At 60.3% G+C, this 24,515-nt stretch carries 25 protein-coding genes; 11 read left to right on the top strand and 14 right to left on the bottom strand.

The window, feature by feature from the left end:
• Positions 1 to 154 precede the first annotated feature (154 nt).
• From FHT82_RS21485 to uvrB, 3 genes are all read left to right on the top strand, one after another.
• Positions 155 to 1,945, top strand: coding sequence for a glycoside hydrolase family 15 protein (locus FHT82_RS21485; RefSeq protein ID WP_183735079.1), 1,791 nt, complete (start codon positions 155 to 157; stop codon positions 1,943 to 1,945).
• A gap of 102 nt (positions 1,946 to 2,047) precedes the next feature.
• Positions 2,048 to 4,159: a catalase gene (locus FHT82_RS21480; protein ID WP_183734714.1), complete on the top strand. Its 2,112-nt coding sequence runs from the start codon at positions 2,048 to 2,050 to the stop codon at positions 4,157 to 4,159.
• A gap of 361 nt (positions 4,160 to 4,520) precedes the next feature.
• Entirely contained in the window at positions 4,521 to 7,469 is a 2,949-nt protein-coding gene (gene uvrB / locus FHT82_RS21475; protein ID WP_183734713.1) for an excinuclease ABC subunit UvrB, read from the top strand.
• A 57-nt stretch (positions 7,470 to 7,526) separates the two neighbouring features.
• Here the strand turns inward: uvrB and FHT82_RS21470 are convergent, their stop codons facing one another.
• The 3 genes from FHT82_RS21470 to FHT82_RS21460 form a co-directional block, all read right to left on the bottom strand.
• Complete coding sequence (locus tag FHT82_RS21470; protein ID WP_183734712.1) at positions 7,527 to 7,976, bottom strand: very short patch repair endonuclease; 450 nt, start codon at positions 7,974 to 7,976, stop codon at positions 7,527 to 7,529.
• A 122-nt stretch (positions 7,977 to 8,098) separates the two neighbouring features.
• Positions 8,099 to 9,769: an ATP-binding protein gene (locus tag FHT82_RS21465; RefSeq protein WP_183734711.1), complete on the bottom strand. Its 1,671-nt coding sequence runs from the start codon at positions 9,767 to 9,769 to the stop codon at positions 8,099 to 8,101.
• Positions 9,747 to 10,820 (bottom strand): DNA cytosine methyltransferase, encoded by a 1,074-nt coding sequence (locus tag FHT82_RS21460; protein ID WP_183734710.1) that lies wholly within the window; start codon positions 10,818 to 10,820, stop codon positions 9,747 to 9,749. The genes FHT82_RS21465 and FHT82_RS21460 overlap by 23 nt, the downstream gene beginning before the upstream one ends.
• A 585-nt stretch (positions 10,821 to 11,405) precedes the next feature.
• On the opposite strand from FHT82_RS21460, the gene FHT82_RS21455 reads away from it, so the two are divergent.
• From FHT82_RS21455 to FHT82_RS21445, 3 genes are all read left to right on the top strand, one after another.
• Positions 11,406 to 11,759 carry a hypothetical protein gene (locus FHT82_RS21455; protein ID WP_183734709.1) on the top strand — a complete coding sequence of 118 codons (354 nt, stop codon included), beginning with the start codon at positions 11,406 to 11,408 and terminating at the stop codon, positions 11,757 to 11,759.
• A gap of 111 nt (positions 11,760 to 11,870) precedes the next feature.
• On the top strand, positions 11,871 to 12,233 hold the full coding sequence (locus FHT82_RS21450; protein ID WP_183734708.1) for a hypothetical protein: 363 nt from the start codon (positions 11,871 to 11,873) through the stop codon (positions 12,231 to 12,233).
• Positions 12,234 to 12,599: 366 nt separating this feature from the next.
• The gene (locus tag FHT82_RS21445) at positions 12,600 to 12,986 is read left to right on the top strand and encodes a GNAT family N-acetyltransferase (RefSeq protein ID WP_183734707.1); all 387 of its coding nucleotides are present in this window, start codon (positions 12,600 to 12,602) and stop codon (positions 12,984 to 12,986) included.
• A 100-nt stretch (positions 12,987 to 13,086) separates the two neighbouring features.
• Here the strand turns inward: FHT82_RS21445 and FHT82_RS21440 are convergent, their stop codons facing one another.
• Together FHT82_RS21440 and FHT82_RS21435 are read right to left on the bottom strand one after the other, a co-directional pair.
• A complete protein-coding gene (locus tag FHT82_RS21440; protein WP_183734706.1) occupies positions 13,087 to 13,695 on the bottom strand; it encodes an exonuclease domain-containing protein in 609 nt (202 codons plus the stop codon).
• A 265-nt stretch (positions 13,696 to 13,960) separates the two neighbouring features.
• On the bottom strand, positions 13,961 to 14,284 hold the full coding sequence (locus FHT82_RS21435; protein ID WP_183734705.1) for a hypothetical protein: 324 nt from the start codon (positions 14,282 to 14,284) through the stop codon (positions 13,961 to 13,963).
• A gap of 405 nt (positions 14,285 to 14,689) precedes the next feature.
• Between FHT82_RS21435 and FHT82_RS21430 the strand changes: the two genes are divergently transcribed.
• Complete coding sequence (locus tag FHT82_RS21430) at positions 14,690 to 15,337, top strand: pyridoxamine 5'-phosphate oxidase family protein (protein WP_183734704.1); 648 nt, start codon at positions 14,690 to 14,692, stop codon at positions 15,335 to 15,337.
• Between the two features lie 81 nt (positions 15,338 to 15,418).
• On the opposite strand, the gene FHT82_RS21425 is transcribed toward FHT82_RS21430, so the two are convergent.
• Positions 15,419 to 16,027, bottom strand: a complete 609-nt coding sequence (locus FHT82_RS21425; protein WP_183735078.1) for a J domain-containing protein — start codon at positions 16,025 to 16,027, stop codon at positions 15,419 to 15,421.
• Between the two features lie 244 nt (positions 16,028 to 16,271).
• Positions 16,272 to 16,550 (bottom strand): hypothetical protein, encoded by a 279-nt coding sequence (locus FHT82_RS21420; RefSeq protein WP_183734703.1) that lies wholly within the window; start codon positions 16,548 to 16,550, stop codon positions 16,272 to 16,274.
• 150 nt (positions 16,551 to 16,700) lie between these two features.
• On the opposite strand from FHT82_RS21420, the gene FHT82_RS21415 reads away from it, so the two are divergent.
• Entirely contained in the window at positions 16,701 to 16,913 is a 213-nt protein-coding gene (locus FHT82_RS21415; RefSeq protein ID WP_007818490.1) for a cold-shock protein, read from the top strand.
• 117 nt (positions 16,914 to 17,030) lie between these two features.
• On the opposite strand, the gene FHT82_RS21410 is transcribed toward FHT82_RS21415, so the two are convergent.
• The 6 genes from FHT82_RS21410 to FHT82_RS21385 all read right to left on the bottom strand — a co-directional run bounded on the left by FHT82_RS21410 (position 17,031) and on the right by FHT82_RS21385 (position 20,703).
• Positions 17,031 to 17,318 (bottom strand): hypothetical protein, encoded by a 288-nt coding sequence (locus FHT82_RS21410; RefSeq protein ID WP_183734702.1) that lies wholly within the window; start codon positions 17,316 to 17,318, stop codon positions 17,031 to 17,033.
• Positions 17,319 to 17,461: 143 nt separating this feature from the next.
• Positions 17,462 to 17,779, bottom strand: a complete 318-nt coding sequence (locus FHT82_RS21405) for a hypothetical protein (protein WP_183734701.1) — start codon at positions 17,777 to 17,779, stop codon at positions 17,462 to 17,464.
• A gap of 97 nt (positions 17,780 to 17,876) precedes the next feature.
• A complete protein-coding gene (locus tag FHT82_RS21400) occupies positions 17,877 to 18,431 on the bottom strand; it encodes an alpha/beta fold hydrolase (protein WP_183734700.1) in 555 nt (184 codons plus the stop codon).
• Positions 18,432 to 18,522: 91 nt separating this feature from the next.
• Positions 18,523 to 18,843, bottom strand: a complete 321-nt coding sequence (locus tag FHT82_RS21395) for a hypothetical protein (RefSeq protein WP_183734699.1) — start codon at positions 18,841 to 18,843, stop codon at positions 18,523 to 18,525.
• Between the two features lie 152 nt (positions 18,844 to 18,995).
• Positions 18,996 to 19,793, bottom strand: coding sequence for a glycosyltransferase family 25 protein (locus tag FHT82_RS21390; protein ID WP_183734698.1), 798 nt, complete (start codon positions 19,791 to 19,793; stop codon positions 18,996 to 18,998).
• A gap of 124 nt (positions 19,794 to 19,917) precedes the next feature.
• Positions 19,918 to 20,703 carry a YdcF family protein gene (locus FHT82_RS21385; RefSeq protein ID WP_183734697.1) on the bottom strand — a complete coding sequence of 262 codons (786 nt, stop codon included), beginning with the start codon at positions 20,701 to 20,703 and terminating at the stop codon, positions 19,918 to 19,920.
• 548 nt (positions 20,704 to 21,251) lie between these two features.
• Here FHT82_RS21385 and FHT82_RS21380 point away from each other — a divergent pair.
• The 3 genes from FHT82_RS21380 to FHT82_RS21370 are packed head-to-tail and all read left to right on the top strand — an operon-like array spanning position 21,252 to position 23,178.
• Entirely contained in the window at positions 21,252 to 22,193 is a 942-nt protein-coding gene (locus FHT82_RS21380; RefSeq protein ID WP_348647652.1) for a glycine betaine ABC transporter substrate-binding protein, read from the top strand.
• The gene (locus FHT82_RS21375; RefSeq protein ID WP_183734695.1) at positions 22,190 to 22,849 is read left to right on the top strand and encodes a L,D-transpeptidase; all 660 of its coding nucleotides are present in this window, start codon (positions 22,190 to 22,192) and stop codon (positions 22,847 to 22,849) included. Before FHT82_RS21380 ends, FHT82_RS21375 begins: the two co-directional genes overlap by 4 nt.
• 20 nt (positions 22,850 to 22,869) lie before the next feature.
• Entirely contained in the window at positions 22,870 to 23,178 is a 309-nt protein-coding gene (locus tag FHT82_RS21370) for a hypothetical protein (RefSeq protein ID WP_348647641.1), read from the top strand.
• Positions 23,179 to 23,236: 58 nt separating this feature from the next.
• On the opposite strand, the gene FHT82_RS21365 is transcribed toward FHT82_RS21370, so the two are convergent.
• A complete protein-coding gene (locus FHT82_RS21365; RefSeq protein ID WP_183734693.1) occupies positions 23,237 to 24,400 on the bottom strand; it encodes a M20 aminoacylase family protein in 1,164 nt (387 codons plus the stop codon).
• Between the last annotated feature and the right edge of the window lie 115 nt (positions 24,401 to 24,515).

The raw sequence follows: 24,515 nt of genomic DNA, 5'->3' as shown, positions 1-24,515 counted from the left end.
GTGACGAGCACAGGAATGAGGGCGATTGGGTGTGTCGCGCCACCCCATCAAAACGTCGTGACTCGTCGCAGGACTGGCCGACCGGAAACCTGTCGCGGTTGACCTCCACGCACGAGCCCTACCTAAAGCCCGGCTACATGCGAAGGAGGCTATGGTGACGGCACCTATCGAGGATTACGCGCTGATCGGAGATTGCGAAACCGCGGCACTCGTGTCCAGAAACGGCTCGATCGACTGGCTGTGTTTTCCGCGCTTCGATTCTCCCGCCTGCTTTGCCGCCCTGCTCGGCACAAGGGAGAATGGTTTCTGGTCGCTCGCGCCCTCCGGCGGCAAATACAGCGCCACGCGCCGCTACCGCGACGACACGCTCATTCTCGAAACCGAATTCCAGACCGAGACCGGCACCGCCGTCCTGACCGACTTCATGCCGCTGCGCGACGGCGCCAGCGACCTGATGCGCATCGTCGAGGGCAAGAGCGGCAGCGTCGGCTTCGATATGGAGCTCAACCTTCGCTTCGATTACGGCCGTACCGTTCCCTGGGTCACGCATGGCGACGACGGCGGCATCACCGCCATTGCCGGCCCCGACAGGCTGACCTTGAATTGCGCCGTGCCGCTCGAAGGCCGCGGGCTGAGCACGGTCGGCGCATTCTCGGTCGCAGCCGGCGAACAGCAGATCTTCACCCTCACCTGGTCGCCCTCGCACCTGCCGCAGCCGGCGCCGCGGCAGGTGGAATATGCGCTGCCGGATACGGAGGAATTCTGGTTATCCTTCGCCGCGAAATGCCCCAAGGTGGGCAAGTGGACGGAGCAGGTGAAACGCTCGCTCATCACGCTGAAGGCACTGACCTACATGCCGACCGGCGGCATCGTCGCGGCCGCGACGACCTCCCTGCCGGAAAAGATCGGCGGGCCGCGCAACTGGGACTACCGCTATTGCTGGCTGCGGGATGCCACGCTGACCCTGCTCGCCCTGATGAAGCTCGGCTATTACGAGGAGGCCACCGCCTGGCGCAGATGGCTGCTGCGCGCGGTCGCTGGCGCACCGGCACAGATGCAGATCATGTATGGCGTGGCCGGCGAGCGCAACCTGCTGGAATGGCAGGTGCCCTGGCTGAAAGGCTATGAAGGCTCCGCACCCGTGCGCATCGGCAATGCCGCCGCCGAGCAGGTTCAGCTCGATGTCTATGGCGAGGTGGCGGACGCCATCCTGCAGGCCCGCAAAGGCGGGCTGCCGGCGCATCCGCGCGAACGCGAACTGGCAAGGGCCATCCTGCCCTTTCTGAAAAAGGTCTGGGTCGAGCCCGATGAGGGCATATGGGAGGTGCGCGGCCAGCGCCAGCATTTCACCTATTCCAAGGTCATGGCCTGGGTGGCCTTCGACCGCGCCGTCCAGATTGCCGAAGCCGACGGCGAGCCCGAAGCCGCCGCCCGCTGGCGCGCACTCGCCGATCGCATCCATGCCGAAGTCTGCGAAAAGGCATTCAACGCGGAGCTTGGCTGCTTTACCCAGGCCTATGGCTCCCGCGCGATGGATGCCAGCCTGCTGCATCTCGGCATGGTCGGCTTCATCGCGCCTGACGATCCGCGCTATGTGGCGACCGTCGAGATGGTGGAACGCAAGCTGATGCGCGACGGCCTGCTGCTGCGCTACGAGACGCAGGAGGTGGATGACGGCCTGCCGCCGGGCGAAGGCGCTTTCCTCGCCTGCAGCTTCTGGCTCGTCGATGCCTACTACATGATCGGACGGCGCGACGATGCGCTCACCCTCTTCGAGCGGCTGCTTTCGATCTGCAACGATGTCGGGCTGCTGGCGGAAGAATACGATCCCGCCGCAAAGCGCATGCTCGGCAATTTCCCCCAGGCCTTCAGCCATATCGGATTGATCAACAGCGCGTTGAACCTGGCGCGCGCGGAAGGGCCGGCGGATCAGCGCTCGGCATGATCGCCGAGACCATGCTTGCGCAACCGTGACATTCAGGCCCTTGCGGACGGGAACCATCAGCAGCCGGGGGCATTGAGTCCCGTCCAGCAACGGGAGGAACTCATGGCACGCAAGACCGCCAAAACGGCCGCGCCTGATGGCGTAACCATTCACGACCAGCAGCTTCACAGGGGCAATGGCGGCGAACTTCACCAGACCGCGGCAGATGGCGCCGACATCCTGACCACGGCTCAGGGCGCCCCCGTCTCCGACGATCAGAACACGCTGAGGGTCGGAGCCCGCGGGCCGGCCCTCGTGGAGGATTTTCATTTCCGTGAAAAGATCTTCCACTTCGACCATGAGCGCATTCCCGAACGCGTGGTCCATGCCCGCGGTTACGGCGCGCATGGCTTCTTCGAGACCTACGAATCCCTGTCGAAATACACGAGGGCCGATCTCTTCCAGCGGCCCGGCGAGAAGACGCCTGCCTTCGTGCGCTTCTCCACCGTGGCGGGCAGCAAGGGCTCCTTCGACCTCGCGCGCGACGTGCGCGGCTTCGCTGTGAAGATCTATACGAAGGAAGGCAATTGGGATCTCGTCGGCAACAACATCCCCGTCTTCTTCATCCAGGATGCCATCAAGTTTCCCGACATCATCCACTCCGTCAAACCGGAGCCCGACCGCGCCTTTCCGCAGGCCCAGTCGGCCCATGACAATTTCTGGGATTTCATCTCGCTGACGCCGGAAAGCATGCACATGATCATGTGGGTCATGTCCGACCGCGCCATCCCGCGCTCCTTCCGTTTCATGGAAGGCTTCGGGGTCCATACCTTCCGCTTCGTCAATGCCGACGGCCAGTCCACCTTCGTCAAGTTCCACTGGAAGCCCAAGCTCGGGCTGCAGTCCGTCGTCTGGAATGAAGCCGTCAAGATCAACGGCGCCGATCCGGATTTCCACCGCCGCGATCTCTGGCAATCCATCCAGTCCGGCAGCTTCCCGGAATGGGAGCTTTGCGTTCAGCTCTTCGATCAGAATTTCGCAGACGAGTTCGATTTCGACGTGCTCGACCCGACAAAGATCATTCCCGAGGAAGTCCTGCCCGTGCAGCCCATCGGCCGCCTGGTGCTGGACCGTATGCCGGAGAACTTCTTCGCCGAGACCGAGCAGGTTGCCTTCATGACGCAGAACGTGCCGCCCGGGATCGATTTTTCCAACGATCCGCTGCTTCAGGGACGCAACTTCTCCTACCTCGACACCCAGCTCAAGCGCCTCGGCAGCCCGAACTTCACGCATCTGCCGATCAACGCGCCGAAGTGTCCCTTCCATCATTTTCAGCAGGACGGGCATATGGCGATGCGCAATCCAGCCGGCCGCGCCAATTACGAACCGAACTCCTGGGGACTGGGGCCGCGCGAAGCGCCGGACACCGGCTTTCGCAGCTTCGCTTCGGAGGAGGACGGTCAGAAGGTGCGCCTGCGCCCCGAAAGCTTCGCCGATCACTACAGCCAGGCCCGCCAGTTCTTCATCAGCCAGACGCCGCCGGAGCAGCGCCACATCGCCATGGCCCTGACCTTCGAACTCAGCAAGGTGGAAACGCCCGTCATCCGCGAGCGGATGATCTCCCATCTCATCAATATCGACGAGACGCTGGCGAAAAAGGTGGCTGCTGCGCTCGGCATCGCAGAGATGCCCAGGCCGGCCGATGCCGCCATGCCGACCCGGCAGGATCTGCCGCCCTCACCGGCTCTCAGCATTATCGAGCGCGGGCCGAAGCGCTTCGAGGGCCGCAAGCTCGGTCTGCTGGTCACCGATGGTTCGGATGCGGCGCTGGTGAAGGCTGTCAGCACCGCCATCACCGGGGAACTGGGCCTTGTCGAGGTCATCGCTCCGAAAGTGGGCGGCGTGACGCTGTCCGACGGCTCCTTCCTCGAGGCGCAGCAGATGATCGATGGCGGCCCCTCCGTGCTCTACGATGCCGTCGCCGTTCTTCCCGGTGAGGAGGCGCTAGCCGACCTCATCAAGGAAGCCGCCGCCCGCGATTTCCTTGCCGATGCCTTCGCCCATTGCAAGTTCATCGCATACACGGCTGCGGCCCTCGCCCTGATGAAGAAGGCCGGCGTGGAAGACCTCGATGAAGGCACGATCGAACTCGCCTCGGCCAATGATGCAAAGGCCTTCGCGGCCGAACTCGGCAAGCTGCGCGTCTGGGCGCGGGAACCATCGGTGAAGCTGTAGGCGCGACGACTTCGCTTTGAGCACCGGCGCCAACCCCAACCTCCCTCATTCCTGTGCATGTCACAGGAATCCAGCCGGCTTGCGTCCGCAAGCCGAGAGGACTCCTTAAAAACCAACGAGCATAAAGCGTTTCTTCAAAGGCCATGGATTATAAGATTCTTCCGCCGCGTGGACACGCGGCTGCTGGATTGCTGTGACAAGCACAGGAATGAGGGAGGTTGGGGTCGGCGCCAGTGTCCAAAGCAAGCTTGGCGCCCTTAGGAGACGCCCCCAATTATCCAAAAATCCGAACGATTCATTCGTTTCCCTTTTGTACTCTCCACCCCTTCCAATTCGCGGTGACTCCCGCCATATTCCGCCCATGGCAAAATCTCCGAAGAAATCTCCCGCCTCGACCGGCTTCGAGGAAGCCCCCCAATCGTCTTTCGAAGGCGCTCCCCTGTCCGGCTCGGTGGCAGACTGGGTGAAGCAGCTCGAGGCGGATGCGGAGTCCGCCGGCATCGAAAGCCAGCGCGAAATCGCCTCCAAGGCGGGCAAGCACCGCAAGAAGGTGGAGAACGAGGCGCGCAAGCACACCGAAGCTGTGAGCGTCAACAAGAAGGCGACGGTGAGCAAGACGGCGCGCGGCGTCTCCATCGGCGGGTCCAGCGACCCGAAGACGCGCGCGGCCGCCGGCCTGAACCCGGTCGCCGGTCTCGATATCTCGCTCGAGGATGCCGGTAATCTGGCGCAAGGCGGCGTCACCGCCACGGTCGAAGCGCTGTCGAAGCTGATCGAGAGCGGCAACCCGCTGCACAAGAACGGCAAGATCTGGACGCCGCACCGCCCTGCCCGGCCGGATAAATCCGAAGGCGGCATCACCATCCGCATGAACTCCGAATACCAGCCGGCCGGCGACCAGCCGACGGCGATCCGCGATCTCGTGGGCGGGCTGGAGACCGGCGAGCGCAGCCAGGTCCTGCTCGGCGTCACCGGTTCGGGCAAGACCTTCACCATGGCCAAGGTGATCGAGGAAACGCAGCGTCCGGCCCTCATCCTGGCGCCGAACAAGACGCTGGCCGCCCAGCTTTATTCCGAATTCAAGAATTTCTTCCCCGACAATGCGGTGGAATATTTCGTTTCCTACTACGATTATTACCAGCCGGAAGCCTATGTGCCGCGCTCCGACACCTATATCGAGAAGGAAAGCTCCATCAACGAGCAGATCGACCGCATGCGCCACTCGGCGACGCGCTCGCTGCTCGAACGCGACGATTGCATCATCGTCGCCTCCGTCTCCTGCATCTACGGTATCGGCTCGGTCGAAACCTATACGGCGATGACCTTCCAGATGAATGTCGGCGACCGGCTGGACCAGCGCCAGCTGCTGGCCGATCTCGTGGCCCAGCAATACAAGCGCCGCGACATGGATTTCACGCGCGGCTCCTTCCGCGTGCGCGGCGACACGATCGAAATCTTCCCGGCCCACCTTGAGGATGCCGCCTGGCGCATCTCCATGTTCGGCGACGAGATCGACGCCATCACCGAATTCGACCCGCTGACCGGCCAGAAGACCGGCGACCTGAAATCGGTAAAAATCTACGCCAACTCGCACTATGTCACGCCGCGCCCGACGCTGAACGCCGCGATCAAATCCATCAAGGAAGAGCTGAAGGGCCGGCTGGCGGAGCTGGAAAAGGCCGGCCGCCTGCTCGAGGCACAGCGCCTGGAGCAGCGCACCCGCTACGATATCGAGATGCTGGAAGCCACCGGCTCCTGCCAGGGCATCGAGAACTATTCGCGCTATCTCACCGGCCGCGACCCCGGCGACCCGCCGCCGACGCTGTTCGAATATGTCCCTGATAACGCCATCGTCTTCATCGACGAAAGCCATGTCACCATCCCGCAGATCGGCGGCATGTACCGGGGCGACTTCCGGCGCAAGGCGACGCTGGCCGAATACGGCTTCCGCCTGCCCTCCTGCATGGATAACCGCCCGCTGCGCTTCGAGGAATGGGACGCCATGCGCCCGGATACGATCGCCGTCTCGGCGACCCCCGGCGGCTGGGAAATGGAACAGGCTGGCGGCGTCTTCGCCGAACAGGTCATCCGCCCCACCGGCCTCATCGATCCGCCCGTCGAAGTGCGCTCCGCCCGCAGCCAGGTGGACGACGTGCTCGGCGAAATCCGCGAGACGGCCGCCAAGGGCTATCGCACCCTCTGCACCGTGCTGACCAAGCGCATGGCCGAGGACCTCACCGAATATCTGCATGAACAGGGCGTGCGCGTGCGCTACATGCACTCCGATATCGACACGCTGGAGCGCATCGAGATCATCCGCGATCTTCGCCTCGGTGCCTTCGACGTGCTCGTCGGCATCAACCTGCTGCGCGAGGGCCTGGATATCCCGGAATGCGGCTTCGTCGCCATTCTCGATGCCGACAAGGAAGGCTTCCTGCGCTCCGAAACCTCGCTGATCCAGACGATCGGCCGCGCGGCGCGAAACGTCGACGGCAAGGTCATCCTCTACGCCGACAACATCACCGGCTCCATGCAGCGCGCCATGGACGAGACGGCCCGCCGCCGCGAAAAGCAGATGGCCTATAACACGGAGCACGGCATCACGCCCGAAAGCGTCAAGGCCAAAATCTCCGATATCCTCGACTCGGTCTACGAGCGCGACCACGTCCGCGCCGATATCTCCGGCGCCTCCGGCAAGGGTTTTGCCGATGGCGGCAACCTCGTGGGCAACAACCTGCAGGCCCATCTCAACGCGCTGGAAAAGAGCATGCGCGACGCCGCCGCCGACCTCGACTTCGAAAAGGCCGCCCGCCTGCGCGACGAAATCAAACGCCTCAAGGCGGTGGAACTCGCCGCCATGGACGACCCGCTGGCGCGCGAGGAAGCCAAATCGATGGAAGGCATCAGACGAAACGCCAAAGCGACCCGCGAGTCCCTTCTCCCCGCCGGGGAGAAGGTGCCCGCCAGGGCGGACGAGGGGGCCACACCCTCCTACTTCGCCAAACCGCACCTCGACGAAATGGGCCACGACCCCACCACCCCCGCTGACAGCAAGAGCCTCTTCCGCAGGAATACGCTGGATGAGATGACAGTGGGGCGGACGGAGAAGCCGGTGACCGGGCATGTGCCGGAAAAGCCGGATGCCGCCAAGGGTACGAACCGGTTTTCGCCGCTGCTGGAAGGCCAGCGGGAGCGCGACGATGTGCGGCCGCTGGTGCGCGGCAAGACGGGTGTCGGGAGCTACGAGGATCCGGGCGAGCAGAAGCGCAAGGGGCGGACGAAGGGTAAGACCGGGCGGCCGGGGCGTTAAATATTACTGGTCGACTCCTGGATTTCAGTGAGAAATCCTAATCCGCGCCTTCGATAATCAATGAGATCGGCGCCCTTCAACCTGTAAAAACCTAACGTCTTGCTTTAGCCAACCGACAATATCCGATACAAGTAAATCAGGATTAACCTTCGATTTTCCTTTTAATGCGCACTCCCAAACTATACATACTCTCCAACCTAAATTCTGAAGGCTGTTAATATCCTCAACGTCGCGGAACTTGTTCCTCAGAAACTTGGAAGTCCAAAAATCCTGCCTTGATGCAGGAATTGTCGCACGCCTGCAGCCATGTGCATGCCAGAAGCATCCATGAACGAAAATCACGGCCTTAAATCTAGGGAAAATTAGATCGGGAGTGCCTGGAAGACTTCGATTATGCAGCACATACCTTAAGCCCGCTGCATGAAGATACTTCCGCAAGACTAGCTCAGGCCCTGTGTCTTTCTGGCGAACTCTAGACATAAGAACTGAGCGCTTAAAATCTGTCATCTATATTAACGCTGTCAGATATTCCCTATGCTTCATCTCGGAAACTTACGTTTAGCAGACCGGATTCCAGATTGTTTCAACCAATTCAAAAATCCCGAGAACGTTAGCACCATCATCGCACGTCATGGCTTTTTTGCGGAAAGAAGTTTGCGAATTCTCGCCTTGATATTCTCATGAGTGATGTTCAAATCACTCTTCGCTGTTTGAGAAAGCAAACCTGTATGGCCTACGGCATTTCTGGTCGGCTTATATCTTATGGCATCGGTCCAAAGAGATGGATTGCCGTTTGTAGTTTTCGAACCTTCCGCAGTAACAGCAAGAGAATCCATATCCAAATAAAATAATTCGCTATCAGCTTTTCTAATAGAAAAGCTGATATTCGCCTTTCCCTTGGCCTCGTCCTCCCGTTGCTTCCACTGCGCAGCTAAATTCGAAACACTTGTCTGTAAAAAAATACCTCGATCATTTATATACTTTCTAATCAAGTTCTCCGACAGAAAACAATCGACGTAGGCTTGAATATTAAATGCCGCGTCCGACTGAAGATCTTGAAGCCATTCTTCTACCTGATCCTTATTCTCTCTGCCGGATTCAGGCTGGTAGTCCTCCTTTGAAAGCGCGTAAAGATCTCTAGCTTTTCGCTCTTTCCTCGATTTACGGGGATTTTCATCGTCGCCTTCGTCGCCACGGTCAAGACGAAGTGAATCCCATTGATCTATTACCGCAGGCATTAGCTCCCGTTTTAAGTAGTCCATAAGCGCTCGAAATTGAGCATCATCTTCTACGATACCCTCGCGACTACTCGTGAAAGGGTCCACTCCGTCTCGGTCAAGCATGTCGAAGTGTATCTGGCCGTACAAGTAATTTTCGACAATTCTTTGGGTCGGAATGTGTCTAATAACGTTCTTTTCCCGCAGTCGTCCATTAACAAATAAGTCTATGGTCGCGCGTTCTTCAGTCCCCGTTATTTTTAGCTTCGAGGGCTTTTCCACGGTAGCTATGAATCCGGTCACACTTAGCGCCGTAGTAACTTCTATCTTCTCAGCCTTCAATTTCACCAGTGACGTAGTGAAAGGATCTTCGTAGCCGTTAATACTCCACAAGAATTCAGTAGCGTCGGCGAGCCCTTGCAAATCCTTTTCGGTGACCGGGTCGCCATCCACGTAAAGCGTGAACTCCTCATCAATCAGCGCAAACTTGAAACTTAGCGCGAGCATTTTTCTCAGATGCTGTGACGAGCTTTTGAGACTGTCTTTTAGACCATCGAAGACGATTATTGTCCCGTGCTCATGCTCCTTCGCGAGCTTGGCAATTTTATCCAGATCAAGCTCTTCAAGAGAGTATTGGTCGGCTGTATTGTCACTTTTGATAGCCGCGTCAAGACCACTATTGTCAATGACACCACCGACATAGTCTTGCCCCTCCGTCTTTGAATAGATTGAAACTCGCTGAGCACAAGACAGCAATGCGAGTTTACCGATTCCCTTCGCTCCAATAAACGGCCTATCTCGTTCTGTAGCCCTTAGCCCGTCCTTCCGCTTGGAATATCCTATCTTAAGGAACTTCTCCTGAAAATCCTCGTAGTCCATTCCAACGCCATCGTCTTTGATCGAAAAGGTGCTTCTTGCACGATCGATATTGATCCAAACGTTTTTCGCATCCGCATCCCACGAGTTGGACACCGCTTCGCCAAGCACCGTAATAAAGTTTCGATACAGATTTCTTCCCAGGTGGTTTAAAACACTAAGAGAAATCTCAAACCGAAATGGCTTATGTTCGTCGTTGCTTGGCATCGTTCCCCTCCGTGATGGATGCCGAGATTGATCGTCCTACCGCCTCAGCGAGCGCGACCGGTACGGCATTCCCAATCCAGCGCCCAACTTCGCTGAATGAAATCGCTCTATTTTCTGGGAGAAATTCATAGTTTTCCGGGAAGGTCTGGATAAGCGCTGCTTCGCGAAGTGAAATAGCTCGATCCTGTTCGGGATGACCAAATCGACCGTTTCCGTAACCATAACATTGCGTTGTCATAGTCGGTGAAGGCTCGTTCCAAGACATTCGGGCGTAGACGCCCGGATATGTCTTACCGGTGGACTTCTGATGGCATTTAGCGCGAAGGTGAAAAGGCCAATCGCGCCAAGTCCCGCCCGGTTTGGACGCTCTAATCCGCTCAATATTCAAGTCGGAGAGAGAGGCGGCTGTGTGCAATCTATCATTTGGACTGGATTCTCCCGCAGCAATCGCAGGAAGATTATTAATTGCCTCGTAAACTGAGACAGGTCGATCATGAGTTGGAGCCAGGTCGTTCGGGATGTTGTTTTTCGCTGCCAGCACTACTAGTCTTCTTCTTCTTTGCGGCACCCCAAACTCTTCGCATTTCGCGACGGTCCACTTAATATTATATCCCGCTGCGATCAGAATCTTCTTGAACCCATTAAAGACCGCGCCGTCTTTATACTTAAGCAATGACGGTACGTTCTCCATCGTGACGAAATCCGATTGCACTTCGGCCGCCAAGAGCGCGAAGGAATTTACCAGGTCCCACCTTGGATCTTCGTCATAACGTTGCTTATAAGTTGAAAACGGCTGACATGGCGCACAGCCTGCCAAGACTGACGGGGCTGTGCCGGAAAAATGCCCCCTAATTTCGTCAGCTGTCAGCTTGGCAACATCACGCGCATAAAACTTTGAGTTATTATTTTTCTCAAATGCGTATTTACATCTGCGGTCAGTGTCATAGCCCGCTTTAATATCGAAGCCGGCCTTCTTTAGGCCGTGACTTAACGCCCCGACTCCACAAAATAGATCAACTACTTCACCTATCTTAGCGTCTATTCTCGGCATGTGCATTTCTGATTCTACACTGGGGATATGCATCGCTAACCTTTGATAGTTAATAGTTGTATAACAACCCAATGCAAGTACCTTAAATTGATTTCCAACCTACTTTTTGGCTTCAACCATAACTTGCAGGGGCGAAGGTCCATGGCGCAAATCTGCTCGCCCGAGAGTTTGAAGGTCGGGGAAAAGGAAAGGGCCAAAACTACCGCCCGGAAATCAAACTACCGTCGCAATGGGATATCGGGCCGCTGTTGTGCGTTAGGAAAGGTTGTCGGCACATTTTCCGAAAGAAAAGTAAATGCCGACCGTAGAAACGGCATGCATTGGAGGGAACTTGCAGTTTTGCTGCTCATTACATGTCGCGAAGCACCTCGCGCACTCAGGCCGGTTTGCCAGAAGGAGCCCGCATGCTGATTTCGCCTTCGGCCGCTCGTACCTTTGACACAAAGGTCTCGCGATTCCCTTCATTCACGCCCCCTCAACGCAGCCCCACCCACCCCTCATTGCCCTCCACCCTGCCCCACCTTCGCGGGCACACAGCCACACCCTGGGGCGACACCGTGGCGGCCGACACGACTGATGGATGCGATGCGGCAGCTGTCGCAGCTTCTCGCCAAGGCGCCGGCGGGCGCGGTGCGTGCGGAACGGGAGGCGACGATGATGCAGGCGGGGCATTCCTCCCGCACGGGCGGCTATCGCGACGCGGCAGGCCGGCGTGTGGAGGAAGGCAGGCCGGATAGCCTTGTTGTCATCGGCGAGATCGTGAGAAGCTGGAGGCCGGCGCTGCTGTTGGGGCTGACGGCCCCAGTTTCAACAAAGGTGCTGATCCAATCGAAGAAGCCGAAAACTCACTTCCTGCGCGGACAGATGACGACCGGGACCAGCTATGACAGCCGCTCCACCATTCATCCCCGCCAATCACGGCCGCTCCGATTGCGGTGAGCAGATGTGACAAGAAGTGAGCAGAATCCCTCAATTGTGGCAGGCATTCACCAGATTCGATGAACATATCCTGATGGCGGCTACACAGAGCCGTCTTATAGGAAAACTACCATGTCTATGCTTCGTAAGATCGCAGTAACGGGTCTTGTCTCTCTGACCCTCGCAGTTGGCTCCATTGCAACAGTAACGCCCGCGCTGGCGCATGGCGGAGGAGGTCACGGGGGCGAGAGCCATGGCGGAGGAGGCGAGCACATGGGAGGCGAGCACTTTGGAGGAATGGGAATGGGCCACTTCGCCGAAAATCGCGGCGGGGGGTTTTTCGGTCACGACCACTTCGGCCGCGACCACTTCGATGGACGGTTCAGAGATCGCGAAGCCCTTCTGTTCGGCAGCAATGACGACTACGACCGCTGCCAGTGGCAGTGGATGGCAGCGCCTGACGGGCGTACAATCAGAGGCGAAGTATGCTACTAGAGCAATTCCAGCAAAAGTGCGCAGCGGTTTTGCGTCCGGAATTGCGTAAAAACTAGGATACAGAGCATTTTCGTGATTCAAAGATAAACGGAAATGCTACTGACCGAAGCGGAAGGTCTTGCCAGCGAGCCGGTGACCGGCCCAAACCGGAAACCGGCCCTCGGGCGAGCCTGACGTGATTTCTGCACTCTTGCCGCTGCCTTTCTCCCTGAAAGGCTGCGGCAAGACATCATCAGCAATTCGGAGCAAGAATACGTCCTCCAGCGCAAGCGACTCATTGGATCGTATTCTGCAGAGCGTGCCCGCGGCTGCATTTTCTGTCACTTTGCATGGACAGAAACGCCCGACCAGACCGGACACCGCTCCATGCCAGACATCCGCATCGACCCCTTCCCCTCGCCCGACGAATTCGCCGCGCTCTGGGCCGCCGCCTGGGGCACATCCGAGCCGCCGGATTTCGCCCGCATCCTGCCGCGCAGCCTTGCCCATCTCGGCGCCTATCACGAGGGGCGGCTGATCGGCTTCGTCAATGTCGCCTGGGATGGCGGCATCCATGCCTTCATCCTCGATACCTCGGTGCATCCGGATCTGCGCCGGCAGGGCATTGCGACCGCCCTGGTGAAGGAGGCGGTGCGGATCGCCCGTGAGCGCGGGGCGAAATGTCTGCATGTCGATTTCGAGCCGCATCTTGAGGGCTTTTACCGCGCCTGCGGCTTCAGGCCAACCGAGGCGGGGCTGATACGGCTTGGCTGAGCAATTCCGCAGAAGCAGTCTTGCGCCTGGAATGACGTGAAAACAGCGGGATAGAGCATTTTCCTGTCAGCAGAAAAACCGAAATGCCCTCGCCCTTACCTTACGACAGAAGCGGCCGGTAACCGCCGCCGGGTTCGCGCCTCGTCAGCAGGAAATGCAGCAGGTTGGCATAGCCGCGCGCATCGTCGATGGCGCGGTGCGTGTGCTCGATATTGCCGAGCCATTCGCGCGGATAATGGGCGATATCGCATTCCCACGGGCTGCGGCCCGTCACACCCGCCACCATCGACAGGATGCAGAGCGGCGGATGCCGGAACAGCCGATCGGCGATCCAAGGCCCTTGGAACAGCGGCCGGCCGGTGAAGCGCTTCAGGTAATGATCGATCCAGGGGCCGTCGAGCGCGACGGGATGGGCGGCGAAGATCGGCTCGGCGCGGAAGGATTTCACCCAGGCGGTGAAGCGCGCCACGACCTCGGCAGCCGGCTCGGGATTGGCGGTCGCCGCCGCGAAGGCCTGCGGATGGGCCTGCCAGAATGCCATGGTCACGGGGTCCTGCCCGGCCCCCTCCAGCGGCTGCAGCACGGCCTCGAACTCGCCGAGCATCTGGCCGGTCTCGGAGACGGCAACGGAGCCGAAGGACAGCATCGAGTGGGTGCCCGGTATGGGGCCGTCGAATTCGCAATCGGTGACGATGTAGATATGCGGCACGCGCGGTGTGCTCCCCGGGGCTGTTTTGGTGTTGGGATGAGCATAGCTGGATATTTGTGGGTTGCCACTGTCCCCCGTATCTTATGCCGGGTGGGCACGTCCGGATCTGTTGTTGATGGGGTGAGGAGTAAAAACGGGAGGGGGGTGCCCCACGGCATGCCCTCGCCTTCATCCTCTCTATTTCCTTGAGCACCCGAAAGCGATTGAGCATTGCAAATACGCCCGGCCACACCACGACCGGGCATCCTCTCACCCCACGCCGCAATCAATTATTATGCGCCGCGCAGGCTTCATCCATCGGGGTGGCGTTGCTGGTGCCGCCCTGGGTCTGCAGGTTGCCGGTGCCGGTGCTGCTGGCGGCTTCGTTGCCGTTGCAGTCGGCCTTCTTCATCTTCATGGCTCCGCCCATCTTCGTGCTGCCGGTCGTGGTCTTGTCCATCACTCTTGGCTTCTTCGTGCCGGCGCCGCCGCCGGAATCGACGGTGCTTCTGTCGATCGTGGTGCCGGTCGGGGCCGGGTTGGATTGGGCGAAGGCGGATGTGGCCATGCCGAGGGCGAGCAGAGAGGCTGCGACAATTTTCATGCGCATGGGTGTTCTCCCAGATAGATCAGTGGTCGATTCCTAGGGAACCGCTGACGATGGCGATTGTTCCCCGGCGATTTCCACAGTTTTTCCCCTGCTCAATTCCTGCGCGAGCTGGGCGGCAGGTTTCAATCACGCTACATTAGCGGAATTGCACGCGTCGGAGGAGGAGAAGGTCGCGTAAGGAGGTGGGGCGGAAACGAGCCGCCACACCCATCATTTGATCTCAAGCCCGGAAACCCCACCGGGCTTTTTTCTTTGGGAGCCAGCCCGGAACTCCACTTCATGCTTCGGCCACCCGCCGCGAGCGGCCAACCTCCGCAAGGTCGATCCAACTTGATTGCAACGACAATTTACGATATCAAATCTGATGTACGTACATCATTTTGATTTCGAGGGGGGAATATAACGATGGCGTTCGAGTTCAATCCGGAATTTGCCATAGCCGATGAGCAATCTCTTCGAAGCCTGTTCGAGGCGACGCATGCCCTGGCCATACAGAAGTGTCGGGGCACCCTCGGCATACACGCGCAGGAGTTCATCCGGCGCTCGCCCTTTCTGTGCATCGGCACGCAGAATCCTGACGGCAAGGCTGATGTCAGCCCGCGTGGCGACCCTGTCGGCTTCGTCAAAATCCTCGATGAGCGAACGCTGGCGATACCGGACCGGCCCGGCAACAACCGCCTCGATACATTGGTCAATATTCTCGCCAATCCGAGTGTCGGACTGCTGTTCATGATCCCGGGTTTCGACGACACATTGCGCGTGAACGGACGCGCCGTTCTGACAAGGGATCCCGACCTTCTGGAGAGCATGAGCGTCAACGATCGCCGTCCCAAACTCGCAATCGTGGTCACGGTGGACGAGGTCTTCATGCATTGCGCCAAGGCATTCCGGCGCTCTCACCTGTGGAGCCCCGAGCACCACCAGGATCGCACGGATATGCCCTCGCTCGTGAAGATCATTCTGGACGAAACATCAGGCGCGCCTGATGACAAGGATGAGCAGCGCAGAATGGATGAAGATCTCGAGGATGCATACAAGAGGACGCTTTACTGACGGATTGCCGGGGCCGGATGAGGGAGCCACGAGCACAACGTCACCCTATCTTGCACGAGGACATGGAATGAGGGCCACCCCCTACTCCGCAGCCTCCCCGCGCTGCGGCTCCGCCACATCCACCAGCTCCACCTCTTCCACCGGCCCCGGAATCTCTACCTCATACGAATACCCTTCGAGCATCGTATAGGTATGCTCGATCGTCGCGATCTGCTTTTCCGTCTTGCGGATGGCGTCGGCGATGGCTTCGCTGCGGGCACGCATCATGGAGCCGAGCACGTCGGTTTCCGGCCGCCGGCCGAGGCGGTCTATGTGTTTGCGCACGCGGGCGCGGTGGCGTTCGAGCTCCAGGATATGGAAGCGGCTCTTGACGATATCGTCGGAAAGTTTGCGGCGCATGGCGGCGACAGGGTCGAAGCTGCCGGGTTCGCGCTCGTCGAGGATCACCTCGTTGACCAGCGATTCCAGCATCAGCACGCCTTCTAGATCTTTGGGGTCGGCAAGCTGCGGATCGTAGCCGGTATCGTCGTAGACGCGCCGGCGCACCGGGTCCTGCAAGAGCTCGTAGGCGATCTGCAGCCGATTGAAATGATCGGAATCGCCGCCGGCATCCGGATGCGCGCCCTTGGCCGCCTTGCGCCAGGCAAGCTTGATCGCCTCGCCGGTGGCGTCGCGCTCCAGTCCGAGCATGGCATAGGGATCGATCACGCCGGCACTTCCTTCATTCACTGCTTCGTCCCTCCGAGACCTAACCGCAGGCGGCCACCGCATCAAGCCCCGAAACACCCTGCCATAATTGCGGCAGCTCGGGACGAAATTGTGGAACGCGGCGGATTTTCCCACAGGTGAAGAGTTAACGGGTTCGATTTCCGTTGCTCGTCCTCGGCCTTGTGCATTGCGGCTCGCGGTAAAATGCACTGGCCTGGAAAGCCCGTCATCCGGAAGTTGGCAGCCAACCGCCCTCAGGTTGCAATCCGGTCGTATCCCACAATGAAACACGTGCATCAGCATATGCTAACGCTCCGCCAACCATTTGAATCGTCACCATTTCCCGCAACGCAAAAAACCATGCCACAATATTGCCGCTTGCTTTTTGCCCGAAATGCTGGCACGAACTGCGACACTCGGGCATTTCGCATGCCGGTGACTGGACTGAAGTGGTAATGCCGCGCCGGAGCGCCAATTCCGGCAAGGCGGCATGGGTGACACCCATGCGCGTAGATGTTCTTTCCCCGTACGTGACGTCTCGACTGACCCTTCGCGTCCGGCTTCCAGGGCCGATACGCGAAAGCTAAAGCCGTCCGCCTCCCCACCGCCGGGGGTGCGGATAAACTAACCAGACATGGGAAAAAGGACTATCCCTATGGCCACCAAGGGCACCGTAAAATTCTTCAACCAGGACAAGGGTTTTGGTTTCATCACGCCGGAAGGCGGCGCCAAGGACGTTTTCGTCCACATCTCCGCTCTCCAGGCTTCCGGCATCCAGTCGCTGCGCGAGGGCCAGCAGGTTTCTTTCGACACCGAGCCGGATCGCATGGGCAAAGGCCCGAAGGCCGTCAATATCCAGGCCTTCTGATCTGATTCAGGTCTTTCTGCGTTAAGCAGGCGACGGCGCTCCGCAAGGGGCGCCGTTTTTGTTTTGGGGGTTCGAGAGTGTTGGTCCCCTCACCCTAACCTGACCGGGATTCCGGACTCATCCTTCACCCAGATAGGTTCCGATATATTCGCCACGCTTCCAGAGCGTCGCACGCAGCCGGGCTTCCACCCCATCCGATGTCGCCGCCTGCAGAGACAGCATCTGGTCGGCGATCACCTCACCCGGCTGCAGGATCGCCTCGATGGCAGCCGTTTCCTCCACGGTATCGGCATAGTCGGGCATCGCTTTCAGCCGCAGTTCCGCAAACATTGCCGCTTCGTGCAGCTCGCTGCAGAGCAGGACGAGTTCCGTATCGTCGCTCCGTTGGAGCGGGCAGGCCTGCATGCAAAACTCCCTCTCTGGATATCGCTGCCGTCATAAGGTTGTATCTGCCAACGCCGACAACAATCAAGGAAATTATTCCTATCTTCGATCACGATCCATATCGGCGAGACTTTTTCAGGAACCTTAGCACCGGCACACAACGCTCAGGCCGCCTCGCTGTGGCGCTCCACGAGTTCAGCCCATTCCATCGCCGCGTGGCGTCCGGGCACCGTCTTGTCGTTTTCGATAACGGCGGCGATGCGGCGGAAGAGTTCGTCGGCAAAGGGCGCCGGCCGCCCGGGTTCGGCATTGCCGGCCGGGCGCAGCATGGTGCCCCCGTCGAGCTGGATGGACTCGACGCTGAACCCTTCATGATCGCCCGAGAGCTCGGCTGAGCCATAGAGCAGCAGGCCATTGTCGTTCCGGCCAAGGATGGGGATGACGAGCTCGTCGAAATCGAACCGCAGGCTGAAGATGTTCATCGGCCGATGACCTCCTGATGGATGCGCTCCTCGCGGATGAGGATGCAGGAGGATGCGATGCCAATGGTTGAGTGATGGAATGGGCGGGCCTGCCGGCCTATACGGCCAGCGAACGTATATCCTTGGCGATGTCGGCGAGATCATTGTCAAGCTGGTGATCGCGCCCCGGCAGCGAGCAGAGGACGGCATCCGGGATCGCCCTGGCGTAAGCCTCGATATGCGCAAAGGGCACGGTGTCATCATCGCTGCCGTGATAGATGAGCACGGGCAGCCCCTCCGGCAGGCTCTCTGAAAAGTCGTCGTGCCCGCCGATCTCATCGCTCTCCCATCCGCCCTCGCCCATGAAGGGCGGCGCGATGAGGATGACGGCGCCGGGCTCGAATGCCGGCCACGCCTCGGCAAGCGTGTGGAGAAGCACCGTGCCGCCGAAGGAATGGCCGATCAGGATCGCGCCGTCTTCGAGGGTTTCGAACTCCTTCAGCAAAGCGGCTTTCCAGGCCTGATAATGCGGGTCCGCTTCATCGGGCATGCGGGGGTAGTTGATGGTCCAGGCCTCGCCGAGTTCCCGGGCGAGACTGTCGACGAGCTTGTTGTCCCACTCGTCGTGGGTGGTTTCGCCGGCGCCCTGGATGAAGAGGATCTGTGTTGGCATGGATCGCGTTCCCGGTTGTGACCGTCAGGGAGATGGGTCGTTACGGGGGCGGGGCAAGGGTCTCGGCCGTCCTTCGGCCCCCTTCCCGGCACTATCGCCTTCCGCCGATGCGGCGCATGTCCACAACGCGGCCATCGCGCTGCCGTATGGAAATCTCAAACTGGCGGTTGCCTCTCCGGGCGTGATAAACGAAGAAACGACCACGGCAGTCGATCCGCCTGACGTCCCTGAAACCACGGCTGCGGATCAGCCTCTCGCCCTGACTGCAGGTAATCCCTCTGCCGCTGTTGAGATTGGTGCCGACGCTGATGGAGATCTGGGCCTGCGCGCTTGCCTCGGTCGGCACGGATATTGATGGGACCGACAGGCCGACAGCCAGCGCCAGTGACAGAAACAACGATGATCTGGACAAGGCATCCTCCCCTTGGATAACGGGTTTCGAACACACCACACTCGTTTATCTGCGGAATTATACAACCGTGAGGATAGGAGCGATAGAGGGTCGCTCCCTGCTCGCGGGATATCTGAGAGAAGGCGATGGTAAAGATTGGAGACGGCACAGCGTCAAACGGATTTCACCACCCCGGCCTTGAACCTCGACCGATCGACGCGAACATCCCTCTTCTGCCCCACGAACAGGCCGACGACGAGGTTTCTCGCCTTGATGCTTTCGAGCTCTAGCCGCCGCGCGAGCTTGCGCACCTTGCTGAGCGGCAGGAAGACCAGATCCTTTTCCGGGCGCACGAAGTCGGCGCTTTCGGCCTCATCCTCCAGAAACCGCTGCTGGATGACCGGCGCCGGCTCGATCTGGTAGGCGGCAAGCCAGGAGCGATGCCAGAAATGCGCATCGATCAGCGAATAGGTCGTGGTTTCCGCAAGCATGCGTTTTGCAGCCTCGGGGCCGATGATATAGCCCGCGAGCCCCACCCGGTTCTGATAGACGCGGGTCGCGCCAAAACGGCCGGCCGCGTCCTGCCAGGCGGGCTTGCGATCGAGGATATGACGCCGCGGCGCGAATTCGAGGTCGTAGACGCTGTTCCAGGCATCATTGCGGGCTTCGATATTGGCGAGGACGACCGCGATATCGTCTGACAGCACCGCATCGTCTTCGAGGATGAGCATCTTCGCGCCATGCGCCATCACCGCCTGCCAGGCCTTGCGGTGCGACAGGAAGCAGGCAATGTCCTGCCGCCGCGTCGGGCTCGGCCAGTTGCTGGCTGCCGTCTGGCATTCCTCGGCCGTGAGATCGGCAGCTTCGAACGCGTCCAAAAATTCGAAGGACAGGCCGAGTGCCGCCATTTGCCGGGTCTGGAAGCTCCGCCGGACCTCTTCCGCCTTGCGGCTGATGATCAATATTCTCAATCGAACTCCCCGGCACCGAAAACCCGCTGTGTCAGCGCAAACATATAGCTATGTTCCGATGCGAGCAAAAGCGGACCGCCGGCGGGCGGCACAAGTTTTTCAGGGATCCCTTCAGCCTGCATGCTCACTGCGGATAAAGGGTCGCAACGCGCCCGGCGAAATAATAGGCGACGATGCCGATCCATTCCCGCACGCCAGTGCTCAGAAGCCCGGCATTGATGAGCGGATAGGCGACCGTCACTTTCAGGCCCTCCTTCCCGGTCGTGCGGTAATCGGCGACCCAGGGGGTGACGTCCATGCCGAGATTGCGGAAGATCGCCACGGCGCGCGGCATATGGAAACCCGAGGTCACGAGCAGGCAGTGGGTGAGGTTCAGCCGCTGCAGGATCGCCCGGACATTTGTGGCGTTTTCATAGGTATCGCGCGACTCCGCGTCATATTCGACCCTGTTTGGATCGATATGGAAATCATTGAACATCCGGCGGATGACATCCGCCTCCGTCATGGCGACACCTTCGAGGCTGCCATCGCCGCCGGACATGATGATCTTCGCATTGGGATAGAGCCCCGCAAGCCGCACCGTCTCGATATAACGATCGCCGCCGTCATCGAGATCGTAACCGCCCCGCGCCCCATCGACCAACGTCGGGATGCCGCCGCCGAGCACGATGACGCAGGCGGCATCGGCGGGTGCGGCCGGCCGCGGAAAGCGGTCTTCGAGCTCCTGCACGATCAGCGCGCCCGATGTGGTGTAGAAACTCACGAAGACGAGCGCGAGCGACACCAGCCCGGCGGCGATGGCGAGCCGCCGGAAGGAAAAGAGCATCAGGAGCACGCTGAGCGCCATCAGAAGGAAGCAGATCGTCACCGGCTGGGAAACGATCCAGAAAATCTTGGCGAAGAAAAACATGGGCGTACTGGGGTCCTGGTGAAAAGGAGGCCACGAAACCTTATTCGCGGATTCGGGGCAAGTCTGGTTTTTCGGGTGGGGCAGAAGTGACGAGGATGGGATGTGCCGCGCGGCACATCGCGGGTCGGAGAGCGGCAATATATTACCACATTCCTTTCTGAACCTGACCGAATGCGCGCCCTGCAGGCTGCTCGATTTCCCACCGTTGAACCGCCGCCGAACCCTAGCTGCACCCCCCTCCCGCTTCGCCATTCGCCTTACGAATTTACGGCGGCATTTACGGTAACGTACTTCCCCGGCAGGCGCGTCGTGTGTTTAGGACTTCAGGCAATATAGGGCGCAGGCATTGAGAGCCTGCCGGCCATTCGGTCTCGCGTATGCGCCGGAGCCTCATGCATGACGCGAGCCGTCAGGTTCCGGCGCACGGTTCCTCGACGGTATTGGGGATCGGAAACGGAGGGGATTCTGTGGGACAGACTAAGGGGGATGGGCTGAGACAGACGAAGCACACACCCGCCGGCCCGCCGCAGTTCAAGCGGCGGGCGGCCATACTTGCCGCGACCGTGTCGCTTCTCATCGCATCGGTTTCCCCTGGCAACGTCCAGGCCGCCGATCTCGTCATCGCCGTGCCGAACTGGCCGTCCGGCCAGGCAACCGCCAATATCCTCAAGGTCGCGATCGGCAAGACATTCGGCCTCGAGGCCGGCCTGCGCGAAATGGGAGAACTCAATGCCTTCGCCGCGCTCGAAACCGGTGAACTCGATATCCATCCGGAGGTCTGGCGGCCGAACCTCGATGCGGCGATCGAAAAATATGTCGATGCGAAGAAGGCGGTGGTGCTGGCAAAACGCGCCGTTCCCGCCTGGCAGGGCCTCTGCGCCACCGAAGACGCGGAAAAGGCCGGCATCAAGAGCATCAAGGACCTGTCCGACCCGCAAAAAGGTGCGCTGCTCGACACCGATGGCGATGGCCGCGGCGAGCTCTGGATCGGCGCTGCCACCTGGACCTCGGCGAGCGTCGAGCGCATCCGCGCCTTGAGCTACGGCTACGCCAAAAATCTAGCCCTCGTGGAGACGGAAGAGGATGTCGGCATGGCCGCCGTCGATGCGGCCGTCGCCACCAGCCGGCCGATGGTCTTTGCCTGCTACGCGCCGCACAATGTCTTCGAACTGCACAAGGTGACGCGGCTGAAGGAGCCGGCCTACGATCCCGCAAAATGGAAGATCGCGCCCGGCAGCGATCCCCTGTGGATCGAGCATTCGAAGGCGGATACCGCCTGGCCGCCCTCCGAATTCCACATCGCCTGGTCGGCCTCCTTCGGTCAGAAACATGCTGACATCGCCGCCTTTCTGGAGAAGGTCGATCTGACGCCCGAGGAAGTGACTGCCATGACCTACGCGCTGCAGGTGGAGCGCCAACCGCCTGCCGACTATGCGGAAAAATGGGTGGCCGGGAACGCCGCCCGCATTGAAGGGTGGGCAAAGCCATGAGCCGGATCCTACAGAAAGCCGCCCTCGCCACCTTGGTGCTGACCCTCGCCGCCTATGTCGCCCTTGCGGCCGGCACGCAGATCTACGATCCGAAGACCAGGAAGTGGGTCGATTACGACAAGAACACGGCACGCAAATATTTCGCCCGCAACAAGCAGGTTCCGGATGCCTTCCGCCGGCAGGTCGTGACCTTCCGCACGGCGGAAGAGCCGGGCACGATCATCATCGACGGCAACCAGCATTTCCTCTATCTGGTGCAGCCCGGAGGCCAGGCGATCCGCTACGGCATCGGGGTCGGGCGCGAAGGTTTCGGCTGGGCCGGCATCGTGCGCGTGGGGCGCACGGCCGAATGGCCGACCTGGACCCCGCCCGCCGAAATGGTGGCCCGCGACCCGAATGCCGCCAAATGGGCAGCCGGACAGCCCGGCGGCCCCGACAATCCGCTCGGCGCCCGCGCGCTCTATCTCTATGCGGGCGATGCCGACACGATCTACCGCATCCATGGCACGCCGGAATCCTGGTCGATCGGCCTCGACGTGTCCTCGGGCTGCATTCGCTTGAACAATGACGACATCATCGACCTGCACTCGCGCATAAAGGTCGGCGCGAAGGTCATCGTGCTGATGCAGGGCGCGGCCCTCTATAAGGGCGTCTGAAACGGGGGAAAGATATGCACATGTCCTTGAAGAGCCGGCCGCTTCCGGCCCTGCTCCTTTGCTCGATCGCAGCACTCGCCGCCTGCCAGTCCGCCCCGCCGCCAGACCAGATGTCGCGCACGGCGGTCGAGACCGCCCCCGCCGACCTGCAGCTGCTCTGCGCCGATGCCGCCGCCAAACAGGCCGGCCTCGACAGGGCAAAAGTCCTGCCGACAGGCTCGCGCCCGGTCGAAGCCGGCGGCTTCAGCGTCGATCTCGATGCCTCCGGCCGCAAGTTCGCCTGCGTCATCGACAGGACGGGCGTGGTGAAGAGCGTTCAGGCTGCGTAGGGGTGGTGGCAACCATCGATGCTGGAGGGTGCCCCACGGCACTACCTCTCCAACATTCCTACTTCCCTCCAAGCTCCTGCCCGACCAGCGACAGCCAATAGCGCACCACATGTGCAATCGCCTTGTCGTTGAAATCATAGGCCGGATGGTGCAGACCCGCGCTGTCCCCGTTGCCGATCAGGATCATCGCGCCGGGCCGCTTTTCCAGCATGTAGGAGAAATCCTCCGCCCCCATCGACGGCTCGTAAGCCGCATCCACCCGCCCCTCGCCGGCAACGCGCCGAGCCGCCGCAACGATCGCCGACGTCCTGCCAGCATCGTTGACCGTGACCGGATAGCCTGGCCGCCAGTCGATCTCTGCTTCCGTCTCAAAGAGCTTCGCCGTGCCATGCACGATCTCGCGGAACCGCTGCTCGACGGCCTTTCTCGTTTCCGGCTGCATGGTGCGGATCGTGCCGCCGAGGCGCACGGAGGCGGGAATGACGTTAAGCGCCTTGTCGTTGCCGGCTTCCGAGAAGGTGATGGAGACGACGACGGGGTCAAAGGGATCGGTGAAGCGCGATGCGATCGATTGCAGCGCCGTGACCATATGGGCGCTGACGAGAACAGGATCGCGCGTCATGTTCGGCGAGGCCGCATGCCCGCCCTTGCCGTTGATGGTGATGACGAAACGGTCGGCGCCCGCCATGAAGGGGCCTGCGCGCGTGGCAAAGGAACCGATCTCCAGGCCCGGCTCGTTATGCATGCCGTAGACCTCGTCGATGCCGAAACGCTCCAGCAGCCCCTCCTCGATCATCACCCGCGCTCCGCCGCCGCCCTCCTCCGCAGGCTGGAAGATCAGCACGACCTTGCCGGCGAAATCCCTGTCTTCGACAAGGCACCTGGCGGTGGCAAGCAGCATGGCGGTGTGCCCGTCATGGCCGCAGGCATGCATGCGGTTGGCATTTCTGGAGGCATAGGGAAGATTGGTCTGCTCCGACATCGGCAGCGCATCCATGTCGCAGCGAAGCGCAATCGTCTTGCCGGGGCCTCTGCTGCCCTCGATGACGGCAACGACGCCGGTCTTGGCAAGCCCCGTGGTAATATTCTCGCAGCCGAATTCGGCAAGCTTGCCCGCCACGAAAGCCGCCGTCTCCGGCAGATCGAAGAGCAGTTCCGGATTCTGATGAATATGACGGCGCCAGCCCTTGGCCTCTTCGGCGACGGCTTCGATAGTGCTCATGATGGGATCCTCGTATGGATGGCGGGTGCGGACGATCGCGACAAGGCTGGATGGGTGACGCAACACTAGGCCGCGAGCCTATAAAGGCGAACGGCGAGCCGTTTAGGGCGACTTC

It is taken from the genome of Rhizobium sp. BK275 (genome assembly GCF_014193555.1).
In the GTDB taxonomy this organism is placed as follows: Bacteria; Pseudomonadota; Alphaproteobacteria; order Rhizobiales; family Rhizobiaceae; genus Rhizobium.
This window is presented reverse-complemented; position numbering and strand designations above follow the sequence as displayed.

Coding starts and splice junctions, on each gene's coding strand:
- FHT82_RS21480 (WP_183734714.1), top strand. CDS start 2,048: ATGGCACGCAAGACCGCCAAAACGGCCGCGCCTGATGGCGTAACCATT.
- uvrB (WP_183734713.1), top strand. CDS start 4,521: ATGGCAAAATCTCCGAAGAAATCTCCCGCCTCGACCGGCTTCGAGGAA.
- FHT82_RS21470 (WP_183734712.1), bottom strand. CDS start 7,976: ATGACAGATTTTAAGCGCTCAGTTCTTATGTCTAGAGTTCGCCAGAAA.
- FHT82_RS21465 (WP_183734711.1), bottom strand. CDS start 9,769: ATGCCAAGCAACGACGAACATAAGCCATTTCGGTTTGAGATTTCTCTT.
- FHT82_RS21460 (WP_183734710.1), bottom strand. CDS start 10,820: ATGCCGAGAATAGACGCTAAGATAGGTGAAGTAGTTGATCTATTTTGT.
- FHT82_RS21455 (WP_183734709.1), top strand. CDS start 11,406: ATGCGGCAGCTGTCGCAGCTTCTCGCCAAGGCGCCGGCGGGCGCGGTG.
- FHT82_RS21450 (WP_183734708.1), top strand. CDS start 11,871: ATGTCTATGCTTCGTAAGATCGCAGTAACGGGTCTTGTCTCTCTGACC.
- FHT82_RS21445 (WP_183734707.1), top strand. CDS start 12,600: ATGCCAGACATCCGCATCGACCCCTTCCCCTCGCCCGACGAATTCGCC.
- FHT82_RS21435 (WP_183734705.1), bottom strand. CDS start 14,284: ATGCGCATGAAAATTGTCGCAGCCTCTCTGCTCGCCCTCGGCATGGCC.
- FHT82_RS21430 (WP_183734704.1), top strand. CDS start 14,690: ATGGCGTTCGAGTTCAATCCGGAATTTGCCATAGCCGATGAGCAATCT.
- FHT82_RS21425 (WP_183735078.1), bottom strand. CDS start 16,027: ATGCTCGGACTGGAGCGCGACGCCACCGGCGAGGCGATCAAGCTTGCC.
- FHT82_RS21420 (WP_183734703.1), bottom strand. CDS start 16,550: ATGGGTGTCACCCATGCCGCCTTGCCGGAATTGGCGCTCCGGCGCGGC.
- FHT82_RS21415 (WP_007818490.1), top strand. CDS start 16,701: ATGGCCACCAAGGGCACCGTAAAATTCTTCAACCAGGACAAGGGTTTT.
- FHT82_RS21410 (WP_183734702.1), bottom strand. CDS start 17,318: ATGCAGGCCTGCCCGCTCCAACGGAGCGACGATACGGAACTCGTCCTG.
- FHT82_RS21405 (WP_183734701.1), bottom strand. CDS start 17,779: ATGAACATCTTCAGCCTGCGGTTCGATTTCGACGAGCTCGTCATCCCC.
- FHT82_RS21400 (WP_183734700.1), bottom strand. CDS start 18,431: ATGCCAACACAGATCCTCTTCATCCAGGGCGCCGGCGAAACCACCCAC.
- FHT82_RS21385 (WP_183734697.1), bottom strand. CDS start 20,703: ATGTTTTTCTTCGCCAAGATTTTCTGGATCGTTTCCCAGCCGGTGACG.
- FHT82_RS21375 (WP_183734695.1), top strand. CDS start 22,190: ATGAGCCGGATCCTACAGAAAGCCGCCCTCGCCACCTTGGTGCTGACC.
- FHT82_RS21370 (WP_348647641.1), top strand. CDS start 22,870: ATGTCCTTGAAGAGCCGGCCGCTTCCGGCCCTGCTCCTTTGCTCGATC.
- FHT82_RS21365 (WP_183734693.1), bottom strand. CDS start 24,400: ATGAGCACTATCGAAGCCGTCGCCGAAGAGGCCAAGGGCTGGCGCCGT.